General features: G+C 68.1%; 14 protein-coding genes and 2 pseudogenes. 11 read left to right on the top strand and 5 right to left on the bottom strand.

Features of this window, described 5'->3' with window-relative positions; translation table 11 throughout:
* Positions 1 to 6 precede the first annotated feature (6 nt).
* Genes DL991_RS08925 through DL991_RS08940 form a run of 4 tightly spaced genes read left to right on the top strand, consistent with a single transcriptional unit; the run spans position 7 to position 6,675 of the window.
* The gene (locus tag DL991_RS08925; RefSeq protein WP_199753881.1) at positions 7 to 1,335 is read left to right on the top strand and encodes a sugar ABC transporter substrate-binding protein; all 1,329 of its coding nucleotides are present in this window, start codon (positions 7 to 9) and stop codon (positions 1,333 to 1,335) included.
* Between the two features lie 3 nt (positions 1,336 to 1,338).
* A complete protein-coding gene (locus DL991_RS08930) occupies positions 1,339 to 2,883 on the top strand; it encodes an alpha-N-arabinofuranosidase (protein ID WP_125782857.1) in 1,545 nt (514 codons plus the stop codon).
* A complete protein-coding gene (locus DL991_RS08935; RefSeq protein ID WP_125782859.1) occupies positions 2,876 to 4,639 on the top strand; it encodes a beta-galactosidase family protein in 1,764 nt (587 codons plus the stop codon). Before DL991_RS08930 ends, DL991_RS08935 begins: the two co-directional genes overlap by 8 nt.
* 35 nt (positions 4,640 to 4,674) lie before the next feature.
* Complete coding sequence (locus DL991_RS08940; protein ID WP_125782861.1) at positions 4,675 to 6,675, top strand: RICIN domain-containing protein; 2,001 nt, start codon at positions 4,675 to 4,677, stop codon at positions 6,673 to 6,675.
* Positions 6,676 to 7,416: 741 nt separating this feature from the next.
* On the opposite strand, the gene DL991_RS08945 is transcribed toward DL991_RS08940, so the two are convergent.
* Positions 7,417 to 9,147, bottom strand: a complete 1,731-nt coding sequence (locus DL991_RS08945) for a glycoside hydrolase family 6 protein (protein ID WP_125782863.1) — start codon at positions 9,145 to 9,147, stop codon at positions 7,417 to 7,419.
* A 236-nt stretch (positions 9,148 to 9,383) separates the two neighbouring features.
* Between DL991_RS08945 and DL991_RS08950 the strand changes: the two genes are divergently transcribed.
* From DL991_RS08950 to DL991_RS08960, 3 genes and pseudogenes are all read left to right on the top strand, one after another.
* A complete protein-coding gene (locus tag DL991_RS08950; RefSeq protein WP_125782865.1) occupies positions 9,384 to 10,061 on the top strand; it encodes a response regulator transcription factor in 678 nt (225 codons plus the stop codon).
* Positions 10,062 to 10,104: 43 nt separating this feature from the next.
* Positions 10,105 to 11,445 carry an ATP-binding protein gene (locus tag DL991_RS08955; protein WP_233598739.1) on the top strand — a complete coding sequence of 447 codons (1,341 nt, stop codon included), beginning with the start codon at positions 10,105 to 10,107 and terminating at the stop codon, positions 11,443 to 11,445.
* A 57-nt stretch (positions 11,446 to 11,502) separates the two neighbouring features.
* A pseudogene (locus DL991_RS08960) lies at positions 11,503 to 12,516 on the top strand (acyltransferase family protein); the annotation flags it as partial.
* A gap of 126 nt (positions 12,517 to 12,642) precedes the next feature.
* Here DL991_RS08960 and DL991_RS08965 read toward each other — a convergent pair.
* Entirely contained in the window at positions 12,643 to 14,091 is a 1,449-nt protein-coding gene (locus DL991_RS08965) for a DHA2 family efflux MFS transporter permease subunit (RefSeq protein WP_125782869.1), read from the bottom strand.
* Between the two features lie 209 nt (positions 14,092 to 14,300).
* Between DL991_RS08965 and DL991_RS08970 the strand changes: the two genes are divergently transcribed.
* The gene (locus tag DL991_RS08970; protein ID WP_370305914.1) at positions 14,301 to 15,152 is read left to right on the top strand and encodes a maleylpyruvate isomerase N-terminal domain-containing protein; all 852 of its coding nucleotides are present in this window, start codon (positions 14,301 to 14,303) and stop codon (positions 15,150 to 15,152) included.
* Positions 15,153 to 15,171: 19 nt separating this feature from the next.
* On the opposite strand, the pseudogene DL991_RS08975 reads toward DL991_RS08970, so the two are convergent.
* Positions 15,172 to 15,549, bottom strand: a pseudogene (locus DL991_RS08975) (winged helix-turn-helix transcriptional regulator); the annotation flags it as partial.
* 94 nt (positions 15,550 to 15,643) lie between these two features.
* Here DL991_RS08975 and DL991_RS08980 point away from each other — a divergent pair.
* Positions 15,644 to 16,051, top strand: coding sequence for a RidA family protein (locus DL991_RS08980; RefSeq protein ID WP_125782871.1), 408 nt, complete (start codon positions 15,644 to 15,646; stop codon positions 16,049 to 16,051).
* A 3-nt stretch (positions 16,052 to 16,054) separates the two neighbouring features.
* On the opposite strand, the gene DL991_RS08985 is transcribed toward DL991_RS08980, so the two are convergent.
* Positions 16,055 to 16,534: a cupin domain-containing protein gene (locus tag DL991_RS08985; RefSeq protein WP_125782873.1), complete on the bottom strand. Its 480-nt coding sequence runs from the start codon at positions 16,532 to 16,534 to the stop codon at positions 16,055 to 16,057.
* Between the two features lie 139 nt (positions 16,535 to 16,673).
* Complete coding sequence (locus DL991_RS08990) at positions 16,674 to 17,105, bottom strand: VOC family protein (RefSeq protein ID WP_125782875.1); 432 nt, start codon at positions 17,103 to 17,105, stop codon at positions 16,674 to 16,676.
* A 104-nt stretch (positions 17,106 to 17,209) separates the two neighbouring features.
* On the opposite strand from DL991_RS08990, the gene DL991_RS08995 reads away from it, so the two are divergent.
* Together DL991_RS08995 and DL991_RS09000 are read left to right on the top strand one after the other, a co-directional pair.
* Positions 17,210 to 17,866 carry a GntR family transcriptional regulator gene (locus DL991_RS08995; RefSeq protein ID WP_125782877.1) on the top strand — a complete coding sequence of 219 codons (657 nt, stop codon included), beginning with the start codon at positions 17,210 to 17,212 and terminating at the stop codon, positions 17,864 to 17,866.
* A gap of 2 nt (positions 17,867 to 17,868) precedes the next feature.
* Positions 17,869 to 18,375, top strand: a complete 507-nt coding sequence (locus DL991_RS09000; RefSeq protein ID WP_233598740.1) for a hypothetical protein — start codon at positions 17,869 to 17,871, stop codon at positions 18,373 to 18,375.
* Positions 18,376 to 18,487 lie beyond the last annotated feature (112 nt).

Consider the following 18,487-nt stretch of genomic DNA (forward strand, 5'->3'; position numbering starts at 1 on the left):
CACTCGATGTCGCGAATCCGTAGAGGCGTCAAGGCCGCCGTCGCCATGACACTGGCCGCGGCGCTGGCCGTCGGCTGTTCGTCCGGCGCGGACGGTCCGGTCGCCGGGAACCAGGACTCGGTCGACGCCGCGCTCAAGGCGGGCGGCACGATCACCTACTGGAGCTGGACGCCGTCGGCGAAGGACCAGGTCGCCGCGTTCGAGAAGGAGTTCCCGAACGTCAAGGTCAACTACGTCAACGCCGGTACCAACAAGGAGCAGTACACCAAGCTGCAGAACGCGATCAAAGCAGGCTCCGGGGCACCGGACGTCGCCCAGATCGAGTACTACGCGTTGCCGCAGTTCGCACTGACCGACTCGCTGGCCAATCTCGATCAGTACGGCTTCGGTTCCTTCGAAAAGGACTACGCGCCCTCGACCTGGTCCAGTGTCCGGGTGAATAACGGCCTATACGGCTTGCCGCAGGACTCCGGTCCGATGGCGCTGTTCTACAACAAGGAAGTCTTCGACGCCCACGGTATCGCCGTGCCGAAGACCTGGGACGAGTACGTCGCCGCGGCCAAGAAGCTGCACACGGCCGACCCCGGCAAGTACCTCACCTCCGACACGGGCGACCCCGGCTTCGCCACCAGCATGATCTGGCAGGCGGGCGGGAAGCCGTTCACCGCCGACGGGCGGAACGTCAAGGTCGACCTCGCCGACGCGGGCACCAAGAAGTGGACGGCCACCTGGAACCAGCTGGTCGAGGGCAAACTGCTCGCCCCGATCAAGGAGTGGTCCGACGACTGGTTCCGCGCGCTCGGCGACGGCACCATCGCCTCGCTGGTCACCGGCGCCTGGATGCCGGGCAACTTCAAGTCCTCGGTTCCCGGCGGCGCCGGCAAGTGGGCGGTGGCGTCGATGCCGACGTACGACGGTCAGCCGGTCACCGCGGAGAACGGCGGCAGCACGCAGTCGGTGCTGAAGCAGAGCGGCAACCCGGCGCTGGCGGCGGCGTTCGTCCGCTGGCTCAACCACGGCAGCGGGGTCAAGCCGTTCATCGCCAGCGGCGGATTCCCGGCGACCACGGCCGACCTGAACTCGCCCGCCTTCCTCGACCAGGCCGATCCCTACTTCGGCGGGCAGAAGATCAACCAGGTGCTCAACGACGCGTCGAAGAGCGTCGCGAAGGGCTGGACGTACTTGCCGTACCAGACCTACGCCAACAGCGTCTTCAGCGACACCGTCGGCAAGGCCTACCTCAACGGCACCTCGCTCGACGCCGGACTGAACGCCTGGCAACAGGCGATCGTCGACTACGGCAACCAGCAGGGCTTCACCGTCAGCGCGGGGTGAGGCGTGGGCATCCAGATCGAAGCCGACGTTTCCGAGGTGATCGGCGCGGTGCCGCGACGGCTGTTCGGCTCGTTCGTCGAGCATATGGGCCGTTCCGTCCACACCGGAATCTTCGAGCCAGGACACTCCACTTCGGACGATCGCGGATTCCGGGGTGACGTCCTCGGCCTGGTTCGTGAACTCGGGCCGTCGGTCGTCCGTTATCCCGGCGGGAACTTCGTTTCCGCGTACCGCTGGGAGGACGGCGTCGGACCGGTGGAACGGCGTCCCGTCCGGCTGGATCCCGCGTGGCACAGTGTCGAGTCGAACCGCTTCGGCCTGCACGAATTCGCCGCGTGGGCCGAGGCCGCGGACGTCGAGGTGATGTACGCGGTCAACCTCGGCACCCGCGGTGTCCAGGAGGCCGCCGACGTCCTCGAGTACTGCAACCACCCCGGTGGCACGGAACTGAGCGAACGGCGGCGCGCGAACGGCGCCGATCGGCCGTTCGGCTTCCGGCTCTGGTGTCTCGGCAACGAGATGGACGGGCCGTGGCAGGTCGGGCACAAGACCGCCGAAGAGTACGGCCGCCTCGCCGCCGAGACGGCCCGGCTCATGCGGATGATCGACCCGGGTGTCGAACTCGTCGTCGCGGGGAGTTCGAGCCGCGAGATGCCGACGTTCGGGCACTGGGAACGCACCGTCCTGGAGCACACCGCGGCGCTCGTCGACCACCTCTCCCTGCACGCCTACTACCAGGAGCACAACGGTGACGTTTCGAGCTACCTGGCCAGCGCCGCCGCTCTCGACGGCTTCGTCCGCACCACCGCCGGGATCATCGACGACGTCCTCGCGAAAGCCGGACTGGACAAGAAGGTCGGCATCAGCGTCGACGAGTGGAACGTCTGGGACCAGCGCCACTGGAACGACGTCGAACAGCACGAGCTGGCCGCCGGCGGCTGGCGGGAACACCCACGGATCATCGAGCAGGACTACACCGTCACCGACGCGGTCGTCGTCGGCTCGCTGCTCGGATCCCTGCTGCGCAACGTCGACCGCGTCACGATGGCCAACCAGGCGCAACTGGTGAACGTCATCGCGCCGATCCGCGCCGAACCCGGCGGTCCGGCGTGGCGGCAGACGACGTTCCACCCGTTCAGCCTGGTTTCGTCGCTGGCTGAAGGGAACAGCCTGCGGCTCACCGTCACGGGCGAAACCATCCACACAGGACTGCACGGCCGGGTGGACGTCGTCGACGCCGCGGCGACCTTCGACGAGAACGGTCGTTGCGCGGTGTTCCTGACCAACCGGTCGACCGAGTCCGAGACCGAAGTGCGGTTGCGTGTCCGCGGCGCCCGGCTGACGCCCGACGGGACCTGGACCGTCGCCGTCCCGGACGGGCACCACCGGCACGTCACGAATTCCGTCCACACAGCACCAGTCCGGCCCGTCCCGTTGCCAGGGGTGACGGCCGAGCGCGACCCGGAAGGAACCACCATCACCGCCACGCTTCCGCCCCTCTCCTGGACCGCGCTCCGGCTGGCCACGGTGGTGGTCCGCGATGTCTGAGTTCAGCATCGGGGAGACCGACTTCCTGCTCGACGGCAAGCCGTTCCAGATCATTTCCGGGGCACTGCACTACTTCCGCGTGCACCCGGACCTATGGGCCGACCGCATCGACAAGGCCCGCCGGATGGGCCTCAACACCATCGAGACCTACGTCGCCTGGAACGCGCACTCGCCGGAACAGGGCGAGTTCGACGTCTCCGGCGGCCTCGACCTCGACCGGTTCCTCCGGCTGATCGCCGAGGCCGGGATGTACGCGATCGTCCGGCCGGGGCCGTACATCTGCGCGGAATGGGACAACGGCGGCCTCCCGACCTGGCTGCTACGCGACACCGAACTCCGGGTCCGCGAGTTCGAACCGCGCTACCTCGCCGCCGTCCGCGGCTATCTGGACGACGTGTTCCGCGTCGTCACGCCGCATCAGATCGATCGCGGCGGGCCCGTCCTGCTCGTCCAGGTCGAGAACGAGTACGGCGCTTTCGGCGGCGACAAACGGTATCTGGCCGCGCTGACCCACTACACCCGCGCCGCCGGCATCACCGTTCCCCTGACCACGGTGGACCAGCCCACCGACGAGATGCTGGCGAACGGCGGTCTCGACGGGGTGCTCCACCGGACGGCGTCGTTCGGTTCGCAGAGCACCGCGCGGCTGAAGACCCTGCGTGAGCACCAGCCGACCGGTCCCTTGATGTGCAGTGAGTTCTGGAACGGCTGGTTCGACCACTGGGGCGCGCACCACCACACCACCACGGTCGCCGAGTCCGCGGCGGATCTCGACGCGCTGCTCGCCGCGGGCGCCTCGGTCAACCTGTACATGTTCCACGGCGGCACCAACTTCGGGCTCACCAACGGTGCCAACGACAAGGGCGTCTACCAGCCGCTGGTCACCTCCTACGACTACGACGCGCCGCTCGACGAAGCGGGTGACCCGACACCGAAGTACCACGCGTTCCGCGAGGTGATCGCGCGCTACCACAAGGTTCCGGACACCGTTCCACCCGAGGCCCGGCCGGCGCCGACGCCGGTCGGGGCGCTTCGCGACCCCGCCTGGCTGCTCGATTCACCGCGTCGCTGGGGAACCGCGCAGGTCCACGAAAGCCTGCCCACCTTCGACGAACTGACCCCGACCCCGCGTCTGGCGTTCCTGCGGACGACCATCGACTCCGAAGGGCCGAGTGTCCTGACCTTCGGTGAGGTGCGCGACCGGGCGACGGTGTTCTTCGACGGCGACCGTGTGGGCACCTTGCTTCGCGAGCACCGGGACCGCGCGATCCGCTTGCCCCGTGCGCGCGGCGAACTGCTGGTGCTGGTGGAGGACCTGGGGCGGGTCAACTACGGGGAGCGGATCGGCGAGGCCAAGGGGCTCATCGGTGGCGCGTGCCTGCACGGTGAACCGCTGACCGGCTGGGAGGTCGTCCCGATCGACGTGGCCGCGTTGCCGGATCTCCTTCCGGAGGTCTCCGCGGACGAGGGCCCGGCGGGGCCGTTGTCCGGTCCGGTGATGGTCCGGGGCGGCTTCGAACTCGACGAACCCGCCGACCTCTTCCTCGACACGGCGCACTGGGGCAAGGGCCTGGTCTGGATCAACGGGTTCCTGCTCGGCCGGTACTGGCGCCGTGGTCCACAAAGGACGTTGTACGTGCCGCGGCCGGTGGTCCGGTCCGGGACCAACGATCTCGTGGTGCTGGAGCTGGACACGATGCTCGAGACCGAGGCGCGGTTCGTGCCCCGGCCGCTCCTGGGGCACACCGAAGCCTGATCGGCAAACGGATCCGAACGAAGGGCAGTTCACCGATGAGCCGCAGAACCACGTTCCGCCGTCTGTTCACCGTCCTCTGTGTACCTTTGACCGCGGCCGCGCTGACCGTCGCGACGGCCTCGGCCGCCGACGCGGTCACCGTCCGGCCCGACCCCACCTACCGCCATCAGGCCTTCGAGGGCTGGGGCGCCAGCCTCGCGTGGATGGCCGAGGCCACCGGGCGCTATCCGGACCCGATCCGCACGAAACTGGCCGACATGGTGTTCGGCGAGGAGGGGCTGAACTTCACCATCGCCCGGTTCAACATCGGCGGCGGCAACGCGCCGGACGTCCCGCCGTATCTGCGTCCGGGTGGCGCGATCCCCGGCTGGTGGAAGGCGCCCGCGGGGACGACCCGCGTGGACAAGGACTGGTGGACTCCGAGCGATCCCGCGGAGTTCGATCCCGCCGCCGACCCGAGCCAGCGCTGGTGGGTGGACCGGATCAAGAACCGGGTCACGCGCTGGGAGGCGTTCAGCAACTCGCCGCCGTACTTCCACACGGTGTCGGGGTACGTCTCCGGTGGGTTCAACGCCACCGACGAGCAACTGCGGACCGAGAAGACGGGCGACTTCACCGCCTACCTGGCCAAGGTCGCCAAGACGCTCGAACGCGCGCACGGTATCAAGTTCGCGTCGGTCAATCCGCTGAACGAGCCCAACACGAACTACTGGAAGACCACGCTGGGGCCGGACGGGAACCCGACCGGCGGCAGGCAGGAAGGCGCGCACATCGGGCCGTCGGTCCAGTCCCGGCTGATCCCCGAGATGGCCAAGGCACTGGCCGCGACCGGTTCGCGGGCGATCGTCTCCGCTCCCGACGAGACCAATCCGGACATTTTCGCCGCGGACTGGAACGGCTGGTCGCCCGAAGCGCGCGCGGCCGCCGGACGGCTCAACGTGCACACCTACGGCACCGGGAACCGGCCGATCCCGCGGGATCTGGCCAAAGGCGCGGCGAAACCGCTGTGGATGAGCGAGGTCGGCGGGAGCTGGAAGGACGGGCAGGACTTCACGAGTATGGATCCCGGCCTCGGTCTCGCCCGGCAGATCACCGGCGACCTGCGTGAACTGGAGCCGAGCGCGTGGATCGGCTGGCAGCCGATCGAGGACTACAACGCGATGAAGCCGGGCGGCGAGCGGCCGGAGGGGATGAACTGGGGTGAGATCCAGATCCCGTTCGACTGTCCGGCGAACGCGACCCTGGCGAACTGTCCGATCAGGACGAACACGAAGTACCACACGATGCGGAACTTCACCCATTTCATCAAGCCGGGTGACCGCGTGATCGGGATGAACGACCCGTCGAGCACCGCCGCGCTGCGCGGCGAGAACCTGGCGACGGTGGTCCATGTCAACGCGGGGGACACCGAACGGGACGTCACCCTGGACCTGTCCGGCTTCGCCCGGATCCAGCCCGGTGCGAAGGTGACCCCGGTGGTGACCGACGTCGGTGGCGCGCTCCGGAAGGGCGAAGCGGTGAAGGTGTCGGGCCAGAAGGCGACCTTGCGGGTGCCGGCCCGGTCGGTGACCAGCTTCGTGGTCGACGGTGTCGGTTCGGTCGCCTCCGGGACCGGCCTCGGTTCCGGGAAGGCGTTCTCGTTCACCGGCGTGCAGAGCGGGAAGTCGTTGAGCGCCGAGAACGGTTCGCTCGTGCAGCGCACGACGGACGACTCGGCCGCCGCCCAGCGTTGGACGCTGGCCGATCGCACCGGCCGGTACGGCAACCGGGATCAGTTCACGATCTCGAACGCCGGGAGCGGGCAGGTGCTCAGTACGGCCGGTGGTGCGGTGAACCTGGTTCCGGCGGGCACGGACGGACCGGCTTCGCGCTGGACCTTGTCGAGCACCGGTGACGGGACCTGGGCGTTCGTCAACGTCGCAACGGGACGGCTGCTCGACGTGACCGGCGAATCCCGTGAGGACGGTGCGCGGATCGGGAGCTACCAGCCCACCAACGGCCCGAACCAGCGGTGGCAGGCTACGGCGCGTCATTGAGGGGTAAGGCGAAGGTGGCGTGTCCCGGCGCGGGTCCGGACTGGCGAGTGGACGCCGGGACGGTTACCCGGGTGTCCACAAGGGACACTTTACTGAAGTAGAATGTCCAACTTGGGCAGTATGCGCGGTTTTGAGTGAGGGTCGTGAGCGATTAGGACGGTTAGAATCCTCTTTATCGCTCACGACCCCCTTTGAAACCGTACATATAAACACTAATCTGTCACTGGGTCGTCGAGACGTGTCCCGTGTGGACAGTCGTGGTCGCGCCCGGCTCCAGCGGGCAGTCCCTTGCCTGCCGTCGGCCCGCGAGAGTCCGCCGTCCTGCCTTAAGGGTGAGCAAGGGCCTTTACGGCAGTGAGCCGATCACGCCATATTTGCCTTACCCCTCAATAGAAGCTCGTGAGTGGCGATTCGGGTTATTGAGGGGCATGGCATAGGTGGCTGGTTGCGAAAGCCACTTTCGCAACCTTCAACGTTGCGAAAGTGGCTTTCGCAACGTCGGGTGCAGGGGTGAACCCATGGTCGAGATGCGTCGCCCCACGGCCGCGAGCGGATCACGCCTTCTTGCGGTACCCGTAGTTGGTGCTCTGCCGATAAGCGTTTCGACCGTGCTGTTCGAGGTGGCCGTGGAGGATTCGGGACGTTCACTGTCCCGAATCCTCCACGCTTGAGCCCCGCGGCACCCAACCACGCGCCAGTCCAGGCGCGGGCCCGCCGCTCGCGCACCGGCGGTGCCACTACCTACAGCGCCGGATACGCGTTCTTCAGGAGTTCCTGGAACTGTGCAGAGAACCAGTGCCCGGAAAGCGGCGCGTCGGGAAGCGCGCCGGACAGGTTGTTCTGGTTCCGCGGGTTACCGGTGTACGTCGGATCGCACATCCGGTCGAACCCCTTGCCCTCGGTGTTCGGGATCTCCTTGCTGGCACCGTCGGACTCGCCCGGCGGCTTGATCCAGACGTAGGCGTCGATCCCGGCTTCCGGCGCGGCCTTCGGGCGCTCGCCCAGCCCGGCGCCGGACTGGTTGCACCAGTTGCCCAGGTGGATGCGGCGATCGGTCCGGCCGCCGTTCACATAGGCGTCGACGGTGGTGGACGGCCCGGCACCGGTCGGCCGCGCGGTGCCGCCCCAGCCGTTGCGGGAAGTGTCGATGAGCATGCCGACGTCCGCCGAGAACCCGGCTCGGACCGCTTCCTGCCGGAACGCCTGGGCGAAGGAAAGTTCGTCGACGTAGCGGTTCCAGTCGATCCACTTCGATGTCCGTACCGAAGTGCCGCCGACACTGTCGTTCACGGTGAAGTACGGCTCCTTGAGCGCACCGTAGTTCGCGGTGTTCGCGATGAAGCCGTGCACGTTGGCCGTCGTGCTCCCGGAGGTCCGTGCGGCCTCGGCCATGAGCGCGGCGGACGGGCCGAGGTTGTCGTCCCAGCCGAGCCAGCCGTGGTGCCCGGCGTCGATGTAGTTGTAGACGTTGGCGATCGGACCGAGTTTCGCCAGCGCGTAGCCGACGCCCTTGACGTAGTTCCCGTTGGCCTTCATGACGTCGCACTGGGGCGTGACCGTCGGGCGGGGCGTCACGTTGGTGACCAGGTTCGGCAGTGAGTCGATTTCGACCACGTTCACGATCCGCAACGTCGAGTACTTCGGATCGGCGACGATCGTGGCGATCGGGTCGATGTACTCGGTCTGGTAACGCGCGAGTTCGTCCGCCTTGAGTTCGCCGTTCGAAGCGAGCGCGGAACAGTCCCTGCCGGGCAGGTTGTAGATCACCAGCTGGACGACCAACGGTTGCCCGGCGGCCTGCAGAAGTGCTTCGTCGAGGTGAGCGCGCAGGCCGCGGCTGGTGCTCGTGCCCGCGATGGCGGCGATCCGGTCGAGCCAGACGCCGGTCGGCTGGTTCGCGATCCGGGCGCCGCCGGGTTCCGCGGCGGCCTTCGCCGACCAATCCGGGTTCACGTACACCCCGGCGCCGGCATAGGGGTTGTCCACCTTGGGGCCGCCGGGACCCGGAGTGGTGGTCGTGGTGGTGGGCGAGGTCGTGGTGGTGGGGACGGTGGAACCGGTGCAGGTGGTGCCGTTCAAGGTGAAGACCGCGGGTTTCCCGTTGGTGCCGGAGTGGCTTCCGTTGAACCCAGGGGAGGCGGTGGCGCCGGTACCGAGTGAGCCGTTCCACCCCGCGTCCTTGACCGTCACGCGCGTACCTTGCTGGCCGAAGGTCCCGTTCCAGCCCTGTTGCACCCGCTGGTCGCCGGGGAAGTCCCAGCTCAGCGTCCAGCCGCCGCTGATCGGGTCGCCGAGATTGGTCACGGTCACGGTCGCCCCGAAACCGGTGTCCCATTGGTTGGTGATCGTGTAGTCGACCTTGCAGCCCGGCGCCGCTTCGGCACTCGAGCTCAGCACCACCGGCACCGCCACCATCGCGAGTACCGCGCTGATGGCCAGTGGTGCCGAAACACCCTTTCTGCGGAATCTCATACGTCGCCTCCTTGCGACCGGAATCCGAATTATGGGAGCGCTCCCATCGAGGACCGTAAAGGGACGGATCGGTCATGGCAAGGTCGATGAGTCCGGGGTATGGGATCGCTCCCATAAAGCTACGAAAGAACTAAGCCACCTGGTGTAAGGCTCCGCCTGATGGCCGCGAAGCCTTCACTCGGACAGTGGGATCGGGCTTCGGGAGTTCGGGCCCGGCCGTATGGGATCGTGAGCCGATGAGGATCTTGCTCGTGGAAGACGAGCGGCGGCTGGCCGAATCGCTGCGCGCCGGGCTGAGCGCCGAAGGCTACGCCGTGGACGTCGCGCACAACGGCCGCGACGCGCTTTGGTACGCCGCCGAGCATCCCTACGCCGCGATGATCCTCGACATCATGCTGCCCGGACTCAACGGCTACCGCGTCTGCCGGAGGCTTCGCGAACGAGGTGACGACACCCCGATCCTCATGCTGACCGCGAAGGACGGGGAGGACGACGAGATCGAGGCGCTGGACACCGGCGCCGACGACTTCCTCCCGAAGCCGTTCTCGTACGGCGTCCTGCTCTCCCGGCTGCGAGCGCTGATCCGGCGCGGGGGAGCGACCCGGCCGGGCACGCTGCGGCTCGGCGACCTCGAACTCGACCAGGCCAGTCACAGCTGCCGTCGCGGCGCGGCCGAGATCCCGTTGACCACCAAGGAGTTCGCGCTGCTGGCGTATCTGATGAAACGGCAGGGCGAAGTGGTCACCAAGGCGGAACTGCTGGAGAACCTCTGGGATTTCGCGGCGTCGGCGACCGCGAACCTCGTGGAGGTCCACATGAGCGCGCTGCGGCGCAAGATCGATCTGCCGTTCGGGGTGGAGACGATCCGGACGGTGCGCGGCGCCGGCTACCACGTGGTCGGCTCCAGTGCCTAAGGCATGGAGGTCGACCCGCTTCCGGGTCGCGCTGACGTCCTTCGTGACGTCGCTTCTCGCGCTCGGCGTGGTGTCGGCCTGGCTGGTGATCGACGCTCAGAACCGATTGGGCAACGGCGCCGCGCAGGTGGCGAGAGAGCGTGTCGCGGCGATCGTCCAGCTGCTCAACACCGGTGCCGCGCCGTCCGATCTGCCTCTGCTCGTGCGGGATTCGGCCTACGAGGTGATCGACCGGACAGCGAAGCGGGTCATCACCTGCCCTGGCCTGCGGCACGGCGCGTTCGCCCCGGCGGACGGGTACAAGGGCGGCGGCGACTCGGTGTCGGTCCTCCGGCCCGGTGATGTCGATCTGGCGATGCCGGAGTCGATCGGCTGCCAGCGGACGCTGGGCCGCGACGTCGAGATCACCGAGACGCGGGTACACGTCGCGACTGACACGAGCGGTGACAGCAGGTACCGGATCTTCGGCGCCGCCGTCGTCGACGAGTCCGGGCAGGCGGCGCTCGATTCGGTGCGCGTGACGCTGCTGGCCGGTGTCCCGGTGATCGCGCTGCTGATCGGGGCGATCGCGTGGTTCGCGGTACGCCGGTCGCTGCGGCCGGTCGAGGCGATCCGCTCGGAGGTCGCGGAGATCGGCGCGCACGATCTCTCCCGCCGCGTCCCGGCCCCGGACAGTGCCGACGAGATCGCGAAGCTCGCCGAAACGATGAACACGATGCTCGCCCGCCTGGACACAGCGGTCACCCGGCAGAGCCGGTTCACCTCGGACGCGTCGCACGAACTTCGCACCCCGCTGGCGTCCCTGCGGACCCAGCTGGAAGTGCTGCTCGCGCATCCGGACCGGCTGGACTGGCGCGACGCCTGCCGGAACGCGCTCCTCGACGTCACCCGGTTGCAGGACCTCGTCGGCGATCTCGTGCTGCTCGGCAAGCTGGACAACGCGGCCCCGGAACGATTCACCCCGGTGCGACTGTCCGAAGTGGTCGAATCCTGTCTGTCCGGACGGCAGGGTGTCCGCGCCGAGATCGAGGCGGATCCGACGGTCCTCGGCGACCGCGGCAAGCTGGAACGGCTGCTGCGGAACCTCGTGGACAACGCGCAACGCCACACCCGCACCGGCGTCGAGGTGACGGTGTCCACAGTGGACGATGCCGGGGTGCTGGCGGTCACCGACGACGGGCCCGGCATTCCCGCCGCGGATCGCGAGCGGGTGTTCGACCGCTTCGTGCGCCTGGACGACGGACGTGCGCGCGACGACGGTGGCGCGGGCCTCGGGCTGGCGATCGTCGCCGAGATCGCCCGGGCGCACGGCGGCACCGTCGAGGTCGCCGACCACGACGGCGGAGCCCGCCTCGTCGTCCGCTTGCCGTTGGCGCGAAGCTGAAGACGTCTTCAGCTTCCTTAAGGTCCGGTTCAGCGTCCGAGCCCGAACCTTCGGGTCATGTTCGCTTCCTCGCGTCACCCCTGGTGGCGGCCGCTCGGCCACGCCGACTACCTGGCCTCGTCGTGGTTCCCCGGCCTCACCGGCGTGCGCGCGCTCGCCGCCGTGGCCGTCGTGTTCTTCCACTACGGCGGTCCCGTCGTGGACCGCCTCCAGGGCTGGATCGCGGTGCAGTTGTTCTTCGTGCTGTCCGGATTCCTCATCACGACGCTGGCCCTGCGCGAGGAAGACCGTGACGGGCGGATCTCGCTGCGCGGGTTCTTCGTTCGCCGGGTCTTCCGGATCATGCCGGTGTACTTCCTGCTCCTGGCGCTGACCACGCTCGCGGTGGTGCTCGGCGGCACGTATCAAAGCAGCAGGCTCGCCGACGCCATGCCGTACTACCTCCTCTTCGGCAACGAACTCGTCGACTACAACACGCCCTACCCGACGTCGTGGTCGCTGGGGGTGGAGGAGAAGTTCTACCTCGTGTGGCCCGCGCTGCTGGTGCTCACGTCGTTCGCGCGGAGCGTGAAGACGGCGCTGCGCCTGCTGCTGGGCGCGTCGGCAGTCCTCGGTGTGGTGCTGTTCGCGCTTCCGCTGGCGCCGTCACACACCTGGGCGAGCCTTTCGGTGCACTACTGCTCGCTGGTCATCGGCTGTCTGCTGGCGATGACACTCCACCATCCGCGCGGGTTCGCCCTGTTCCGGCCGCTGACCAGGCCGGCCGTCGCCACGGCGATCGGGTGCGGATTCGTCGTCCTGCAGTTCTCCGTCGGCCCGCTGGCGAACGCACTCGGCGGACACTGGCAGTTCGTGGTCCCGGTCTACGCGGCGGGCTCGGCCTTGCTGCTCGTGGCCGTCGTTTCCCCTGGTCCGGTCCGGAAACTGCTTTCGAGCAGGCCGATGACCTACGTCGGCGATCGTTCCTACGCGCTCTACCTCGCCCAGACGGGCGCGGCAGGGGTCACGGGCTGGCTGTTGCCCAGCGGGCTCGCCAAGGCCGCGGCGACCACCGGTGTCGCGTTGCTGTTCGCGTGCGCGCTGCGCCGCTGGGTCGAACAGCCCGCCATCGCCTACGGCCGGAAAGTGGCCGAACGCCGCGCGCCCGCCGTGCCTCCGGTGGAGGCCTCGGCGGGCGCGAAGGGAACGAGTCCGGCGTCAGTGGTGCGCGGCCACCGCGGTGGCCCCGGCGCTCTTCTTGACGAACAGCGAACCGACGAACGCGGCCAGTCCGACACAACCGGCGACCATGAACGTGATGCGGATGCCCCCGGCGTCGGGGCTGGCCGCCCCGGCCGTGGTCGTGCTCGCCGTGGCCACCGCGATGAACATGGCGGTGCCGAGCGCGCCGGCGAGCTGCTGAAGGGTGGCGAGGATCGCGCTGCCGTGTGAATAGAGGTGCTCGGGCAGCGAACCGAGGGATTCGGTCATCAGCGGCGTCATCATGAGGCCGAGCCCGCCCATCAGGAGGACATGGATGGCGATGACCGCGACCAGTGGCGACCCCGGGCCGAGCAGGGCGAACAGCCACAGCGAGACCGCCATCGCGGCGGCGCCAGGGATGACCAGGGGCCGGGGGCCGAAGCGGTCGTACAGCGCGCCGACCGGGCGGCCGAGCAGCCCGAGGGCCAGGCCGCCGGGAAGCACCGCGAGCCCGCTGACGAACGTGCTGGTGTGCAGGACGGTCTGCAGGTACAGCGGCAGCAGGATCGCCGCGGCGCCGAGCAGGCACATGAACAGCAGCGCCGTCAGTACCAGCGCGACGACGAAACTGCGGTGGGTGAACGGGCGCAGGTCCAGCAGCGCGCGATCTTCCTTCTGCAGGCGCAACTGGCGCCAGGTGAACACCACGAGTGCCACGGCGCCGACGGCGATCGGCACCCACGGCGGCACCGGCTGGTGCCCGCCCGCGGACTCACCGGACACCGACAGGCCGTACAGGACACCACCGAAACCGATGGCGGACAGGATCACCGACAGCACGTCCAGCGGCACCTTGCGGGTGTCGCTCTCCAACCTCAGCTGCAGCATGCCGACCACCAGGGCGGCGATCGAGAGCGGCAGCACGATCCAGAACATCCAGCGCCAGCCGAGCGAGGAGAGGACGGCACCGCCGATGGTCGGGCCGATGGCAGGGGCGACCGCGATGACGATCGTGATCGTGCCCATCGTGGCGCCACGTTTCTCCACCGGCACCAGGCGCATCACCGTGGTCATCAGCAGCGGCAGCATCACCGCGGTACCGCAGGCCTGGATGACCCGGCCGGTCAGCAGGAGCGCGAAGCCCGGGGCGAGCGCGCTGACCAGCGTGCCGGTGCTGAACAGGGTCAGCGACGCGAGGTACACCTGGCGCGGGGTGAACCGTTCGAGCAGGAACCCGGTGGTCGGGATGACGACCGCCATGGTGAGCAGGAAGCCGCTCGTCAGCCACTGGACGGTGGTGGTCGGGACCTTGAGGTCGACGGTCAGGTCACGCAGCGCGACGCTCAGGATGGTCTCGTTGAGGATCATCACGAACGCGGACAGGACCAGGACCCCGATCAGGAGCCCGGCTTTCGCCGGTGCCCTTTCCTGGTCGTGGGCGGTTTCGGGCAAGGTCTCGGTCATCAGTGAAGGGCTCCTGGGAGGGCGCAAGTCCGCGTTGGCCGCCTTCGGCGACGGCAACGGCAACAGCGAAGGCGAGGCTGATCTGCCGTCCAGTCTGCCTGGGCCGGTCGGTGCGTGTCACGTCGATTTCCGTAGTGAGTACGGTCACTGCGCCCGAAGACAGCACGAGAGCGGAAGAATTCGCCGTCCCACCAGGATAAAATCGGCTCGTGACCACAGCGATCACGGCGGATCGATGGCAGGCGGTGCGGCGCGCCTACCGGGTGACAGGGGCGCGTTTCGCGGAACTGGTGGCCCGCGTTCCGGATCCGGACGCGATGGTCACCGCGGACTGGACGGCGGCCGACACGGTGGCCCACGTCGCGATGATCGCGAAGATGTACACGTCACTGGCACGCCCGGACAGCACGCCGTTCTTGGACCCCCGCGGCCAGAGCCAGGTCGAAAAGACCACTGTGGACACCGTTTCCGTGCTGAACACTTTGGTGTTACGGGATTTTCCCGAACGCGACATCGGCGTGCTGGTGACGGGACTGCTCGCTGACATCGACGAGGTACTGCGGGTGACCGAGGACGCCGATCCGGCGACCCCGCTGGACTGGCTCGGCGATTCGAAGGTGCCGCTCGCGGGAGTCCTCGCGCACCTGGTCAACGAACTGCACATCCACGGCTGGGACATCGCCAAGGCACTGAAGCTGCCGTGGACGATGCCACCGGGTGACGCGGCGCTGTTCTTCGACCTCTTCATGGTGGGCGTGCTGACCCACGACACCGGTCACCTTCTCGACACCGACGAACCGCCGAGGGAAAGACGGATCGCCGTGGCGTTCCGGTCGGCGTACACGTCCCCGGTCGTACTGGTGCTGCATCGGGGGCGGGTCACGGTGGAGCGGCCCGGAGGGCCGGTCGACGTGCGGATCTCGTTCGACCCGCCGACGCTGAACCTGATGCTGTTCCACCGGGTCGGCAAGGCGCGTGCCGCGCTGACGCGCAAGATCGTCGTCAGCGGTCCGCGACCGTGGCTGTTGCCTGCGTTCCTGCGGGTGGTTCGGTTGCCGTAGGGCCTGTCGGGTCGACAGGCGCGTCGAACCGGCGTCGTGAGTCTTCGATGTGGCCGAGGAACCGGTGGGTCCAGTCGCACATCCCGTCGACCGTCGCGCGCAGGCCGCGCCCGGCCTCGGTGAGGGTGTAGTCGACGCGCGGCGGGACGGTCGGATGCACCACCCGCTCGATCAGGCCGTTGCGCTCCAGCATGCGCAGGTTCTGGGTGAGCATCTTGTGGCTGATGCCCTCGATGTCGTTCCGCAGTTCGGTGAACCGTCGGGTGCGTTCGCCGACCGTCTCGATGATCAGGAGCGCCCACTTGTTGGCGACGTCGGAGAAGATCTCCCGCGCCAGCGAGTCCGCCCGCATCAGGTCCGCGTCGTCCGCTGTGCCGCTGAGCTGCTTGGTCACCATGAGGTTCCCCAGTCACGAAAAAGTGCGTTCTTCCAGGTCGCTGCACACTCTCCTACAGTTCCTGGGTAACCACAAGTGACCAAGAGGAGTACTGATGAGCATCACCCTGGTGAATCCCGCGGGACTGCCGGAGATCCCCGCCTACCGGCAGGTGTCGATCGCGACCGGGTCGAAGCTGGTCTTCATCGCGGGGCAGGTTTCGTGGGACGCCGACGGTGCCGTTGTCGGCGAAGGTGACCTCGCCGCTCAAGTCGAACAGTGCTACCTGAACATCGGTACCGCTCTCGCCGCGGCCGGCGCCACCTTCGACGACGTCGCGAAAATGACCGTCTACGTCGTCGACTGGACGCCGGACAAACTCGCGCTGTTCCTCGAAGGTGTGGACAGGGCCGCCGCCAAACTGGGCGGCACCCCTGTCCCGCCGGGAACACTGATCGGCGTCGCCGCCCTCGACGTGCCCGAGCACCTCGTCGAGGTCGAGGCGACCGCGGTCATCGACTGACGCTCACCGGTCGCGCGCGGCACGCCAGATCGGGCTGTCGACGTAGTGGTTGTCGTACTGCTTCGAGGACGCGGCGATCTCCGAAGGGTCGGCCTCGCCACGCGCGACCCGGTCGAGGAGCCGGTAGTAGTCGAAGCGGGCCATGCCCGGCGTGAAGGTCACCAGAACGTCGGCGTCCGAGCCGTCGGCGGGCCCGAACGCGTGCGGCACCTTGGGCGGAACGGCGAGGAAGTCGCCCTTTTCCAGCGTGTGCAGGGTTTCCTCGACAAGGACCTGGAGTTTTCCTTCGAGCACGAAGAAGAACTCGGTCGCGCGAGTGTGGAAGTGGGCCGGGGTGCCGAAGACGCCGTCCTTCAAGGTCGCACGGTTCGCGGTGAAGCCTCCATCGGTGGTGGCCGAATCGGCCAGCAGCGTGATCTCGCTGCCCGGCGCGTCGCTGACGATCTCGGCGTCGGCGGCCCGGAGGAGAATGGGGTCGAACATGGTGGCGTCTCCTTGGTTTTCCCTGTTCAGCAGGCTCGCTGACAGGAACAGCTTCTCGCGGTGCCGGGCCTTGATCAACGCGGGAAGCCGACCCGATCGATAATATCGAGGTTATCGATCGGGTCGTGCTCGTGACCGCTCAGGCGGCGAAGACCTGCGAATCGTCGGCGAACGCCTTGAATTCCAGGGCGTTGCCCGCCGGGTCCAGCAGGAACATCGTCCACTGTTCCCCGGTCTGGCCCTCGAATCGCACGTAGGGCTCGATGACGAACGAGGTGTTCGCCGCGCGCAACCGGTCCGCCAGTTTCCGGAATTCCGGCACGGTGAGGATCAGGCCGAAGTGGGGGACGGGCACGTCGTGACCGTCGACGGGGTTGTGGATCTGCCGCGGTCGCTCCGGGGCGAGGTGCGTGACGAACTGGTGGCCGTGGAGGTTCCAGTCGATCCAGGTGTCGGAGCTGCGGCCCTGTTCGAGCCCGAGGACATCGCCGTAGAAGGTGCGCGCGGCGGCGAGGTCGTCGACAGGCATGGCGAGATGGAAGCGCGGGATGGGGGAGTCGAGGACGGTCATACCCAGGGGATCCTTTCCGGCGGACGAACACTTGTCGTAATGTTAACATTAGGACAAAGTGCGGCGAGCCGTTACGATCGGCCGTTCCGGTGGGAGGGATGAGGATGAGCGAACCCGGCAGGGTGGTGCCGGCGCGTCGCCGCGGGCTGGCGGACGAGGTGGCCGACAGGGTCCGGGACGCCATCTTCGGCGGCGCCTATCCGCCTGGGGCGCAATTGCGCGAGGTCGAACTTTCGGCGGCGCTCGGCGTCAGCCGCGGTCCGGTGCGCGAAGCGCTGCTCAAACTCGAGCGGGAGGGGCTGGTCCGCAGCGAATGGCATCGCGGCGCGATCGTCACCACGCTGTCCGACGTGGACGTCGCCGAACTCGACAGCCTGCGGTCGGCGCTGGAGCAGTTGGCGGTCCAGCTGGTCGTCGCGAAGGCGTCGGACGCGGACCTGGCCGCGATCGACGAGGTCGTCGAGCGGATGGACCGGGCGCGCGACGAGCACGAGATGGTCCGCTGCGACATCGACTTCCACGACACGGTCTACGCGGCGTCCGGACATCGGCGGCTCATCGAGGCGTGGCAGGCGATCCGGTCGCAGGTGTACCTGTTCCTGCTGACCCGGATCGGCGTGAGCTCCGACGGCTACCTCGCGAGCATCCCTGCCGAGCACCGTCGGCTGGCGTCGGCTCTTCGTGCTCGCGACGGTGAGAAGGCGCTCGAACTGTTCGCCGTCCATCGAGGCGAGGCCTTCGACGTGCTGACGGGGAAGTGACCGTGCTCAACGTTCGCCTGAACGACCTGGCAGTGGAGGCGCTCGGCCCCTTGCCCGTCGCGATAGGGCCCGACCGGTTGGCGCCGGGGCTGCGGGAGATGCTCGCCGGCGGCGTGGTTCTGACCGGTGGAGTGCTCGGTTTCGGGGCTGAACGGCCGCCGGGAACCCAGTCCGACCTGACCGGCTGGGAATGGTCCTTCAACGGTTTCCATCTCGAAGACCATCTGCCGGTCGAGGTGGGACGCCTGCCGGACGGCGAGCCGGTGATCTCCGAGGCGGATCAGGTCCTGATGTTGCGCCACGGCGTCGGGTTCGCGCTCGAAATCGCCAGGACGGCGCCGGTCCCGGTGCGGTGCGTCGTCAGTGCCGGCAGTACGAACGGGACGTTCAGGTTCCACCGGGCCCGGCCGGGAGAGAATGTGCTCAACGAGGATCTCGACGGCTATCGTTTCGAGAAGATGATCACCGTCGATCGCGGCCCCGCGACCCTGGGTGGAACCCCCTGGTGAACGATACGGTGCCGAGGCGGACGAAATGGCGTTCAAGGTCTTGACGGCAAGGTTGGCCAAGGCTTAACTCAAGCCCTGAAATAAGACGTGTCCCGGGTCACAGGCTCCGGAC

The sequence above is a fragment of the Amycolatopsis sp. WAC 01375 genome (assembly GCF_003947325.1).
In the GTDB taxonomy this organism is placed as follows: Bacteria; Actinomycetota; Actinomycetes; order Mycobacteriales; family Pseudonocardiaceae; genus Amycolatopsis.

What these genes read in the sequence shown, in the direction of transcription:
- DL991_RS08925 (WP_199753881.1), top strand. Translation starts at nt 7, where the DNA reads ATGTCGCGAATCCGTAGAGGCGTCAAGGCCGCCGTCGCCATGACACTG.
- DL991_RS08935 (WP_125782859.1), top strand. Translation starts at nt 2,876, where the DNA reads ATGTCTGAGTTCAGCATCGGGGAGACCGACTTCCTGCTCGACGGCAAG.
- DL991_RS08940 (WP_125782861.1), top strand. Translation starts at nt 4,675, where the DNA reads ATGAGCCGCAGAACCACGTTCCGCCGTCTGTTCACCGTCCTCTGTGTA.
- DL991_RS08945 (WP_125782863.1), bottom strand. Translation starts at nt 9,147, where the DNA reads ATGAGATTCCGCAGAAAGGGTGTTTCGGCACCACTGGCCATCAGCGCG.
- DL991_RS08950 (WP_125782865.1), top strand. Translation starts at nt 9,384, where the DNA reads ATGAGGATCTTGCTCGTGGAAGACGAGCGGCGGCTGGCCGAATCGCTG.
- DL991_RS08965 (WP_125782869.1), bottom strand. Translation starts at nt 14,091, where the DNA reads ATGACCGAGACCTTGCCCGAAACCGCCCACGACCAGGAAAGGGCACCG.
- DL991_RS08980 (WP_125782871.1), top strand. Translation starts at nt 15,644, where the DNA reads ATGAGCATCACCCTGGTGAATCCCGCGGGACTGCCGGAGATCCCCGCC.
- DL991_RS08985 (WP_125782873.1), bottom strand. Translation starts at nt 16,534, where the DNA reads ATGTTCGACCCCATTCTCCTCCGGGCCGCCGACGCCGAGATCGTCAGC.
- DL991_RS08990 (WP_125782875.1), bottom strand. Translation starts at nt 17,105, where the DNA reads ATGACCGTCCTCGACTCCCCCATCCCGCGCTTCCATCTCGCCATGCCT.
- DL991_RS08995 (WP_125782877.1), top strand. Translation starts at nt 17,210, where the DNA reads ATGAGCGAACCCGGCAGGGTGGTGCCGGCGCGTCGCCGCGGGCTGGCG.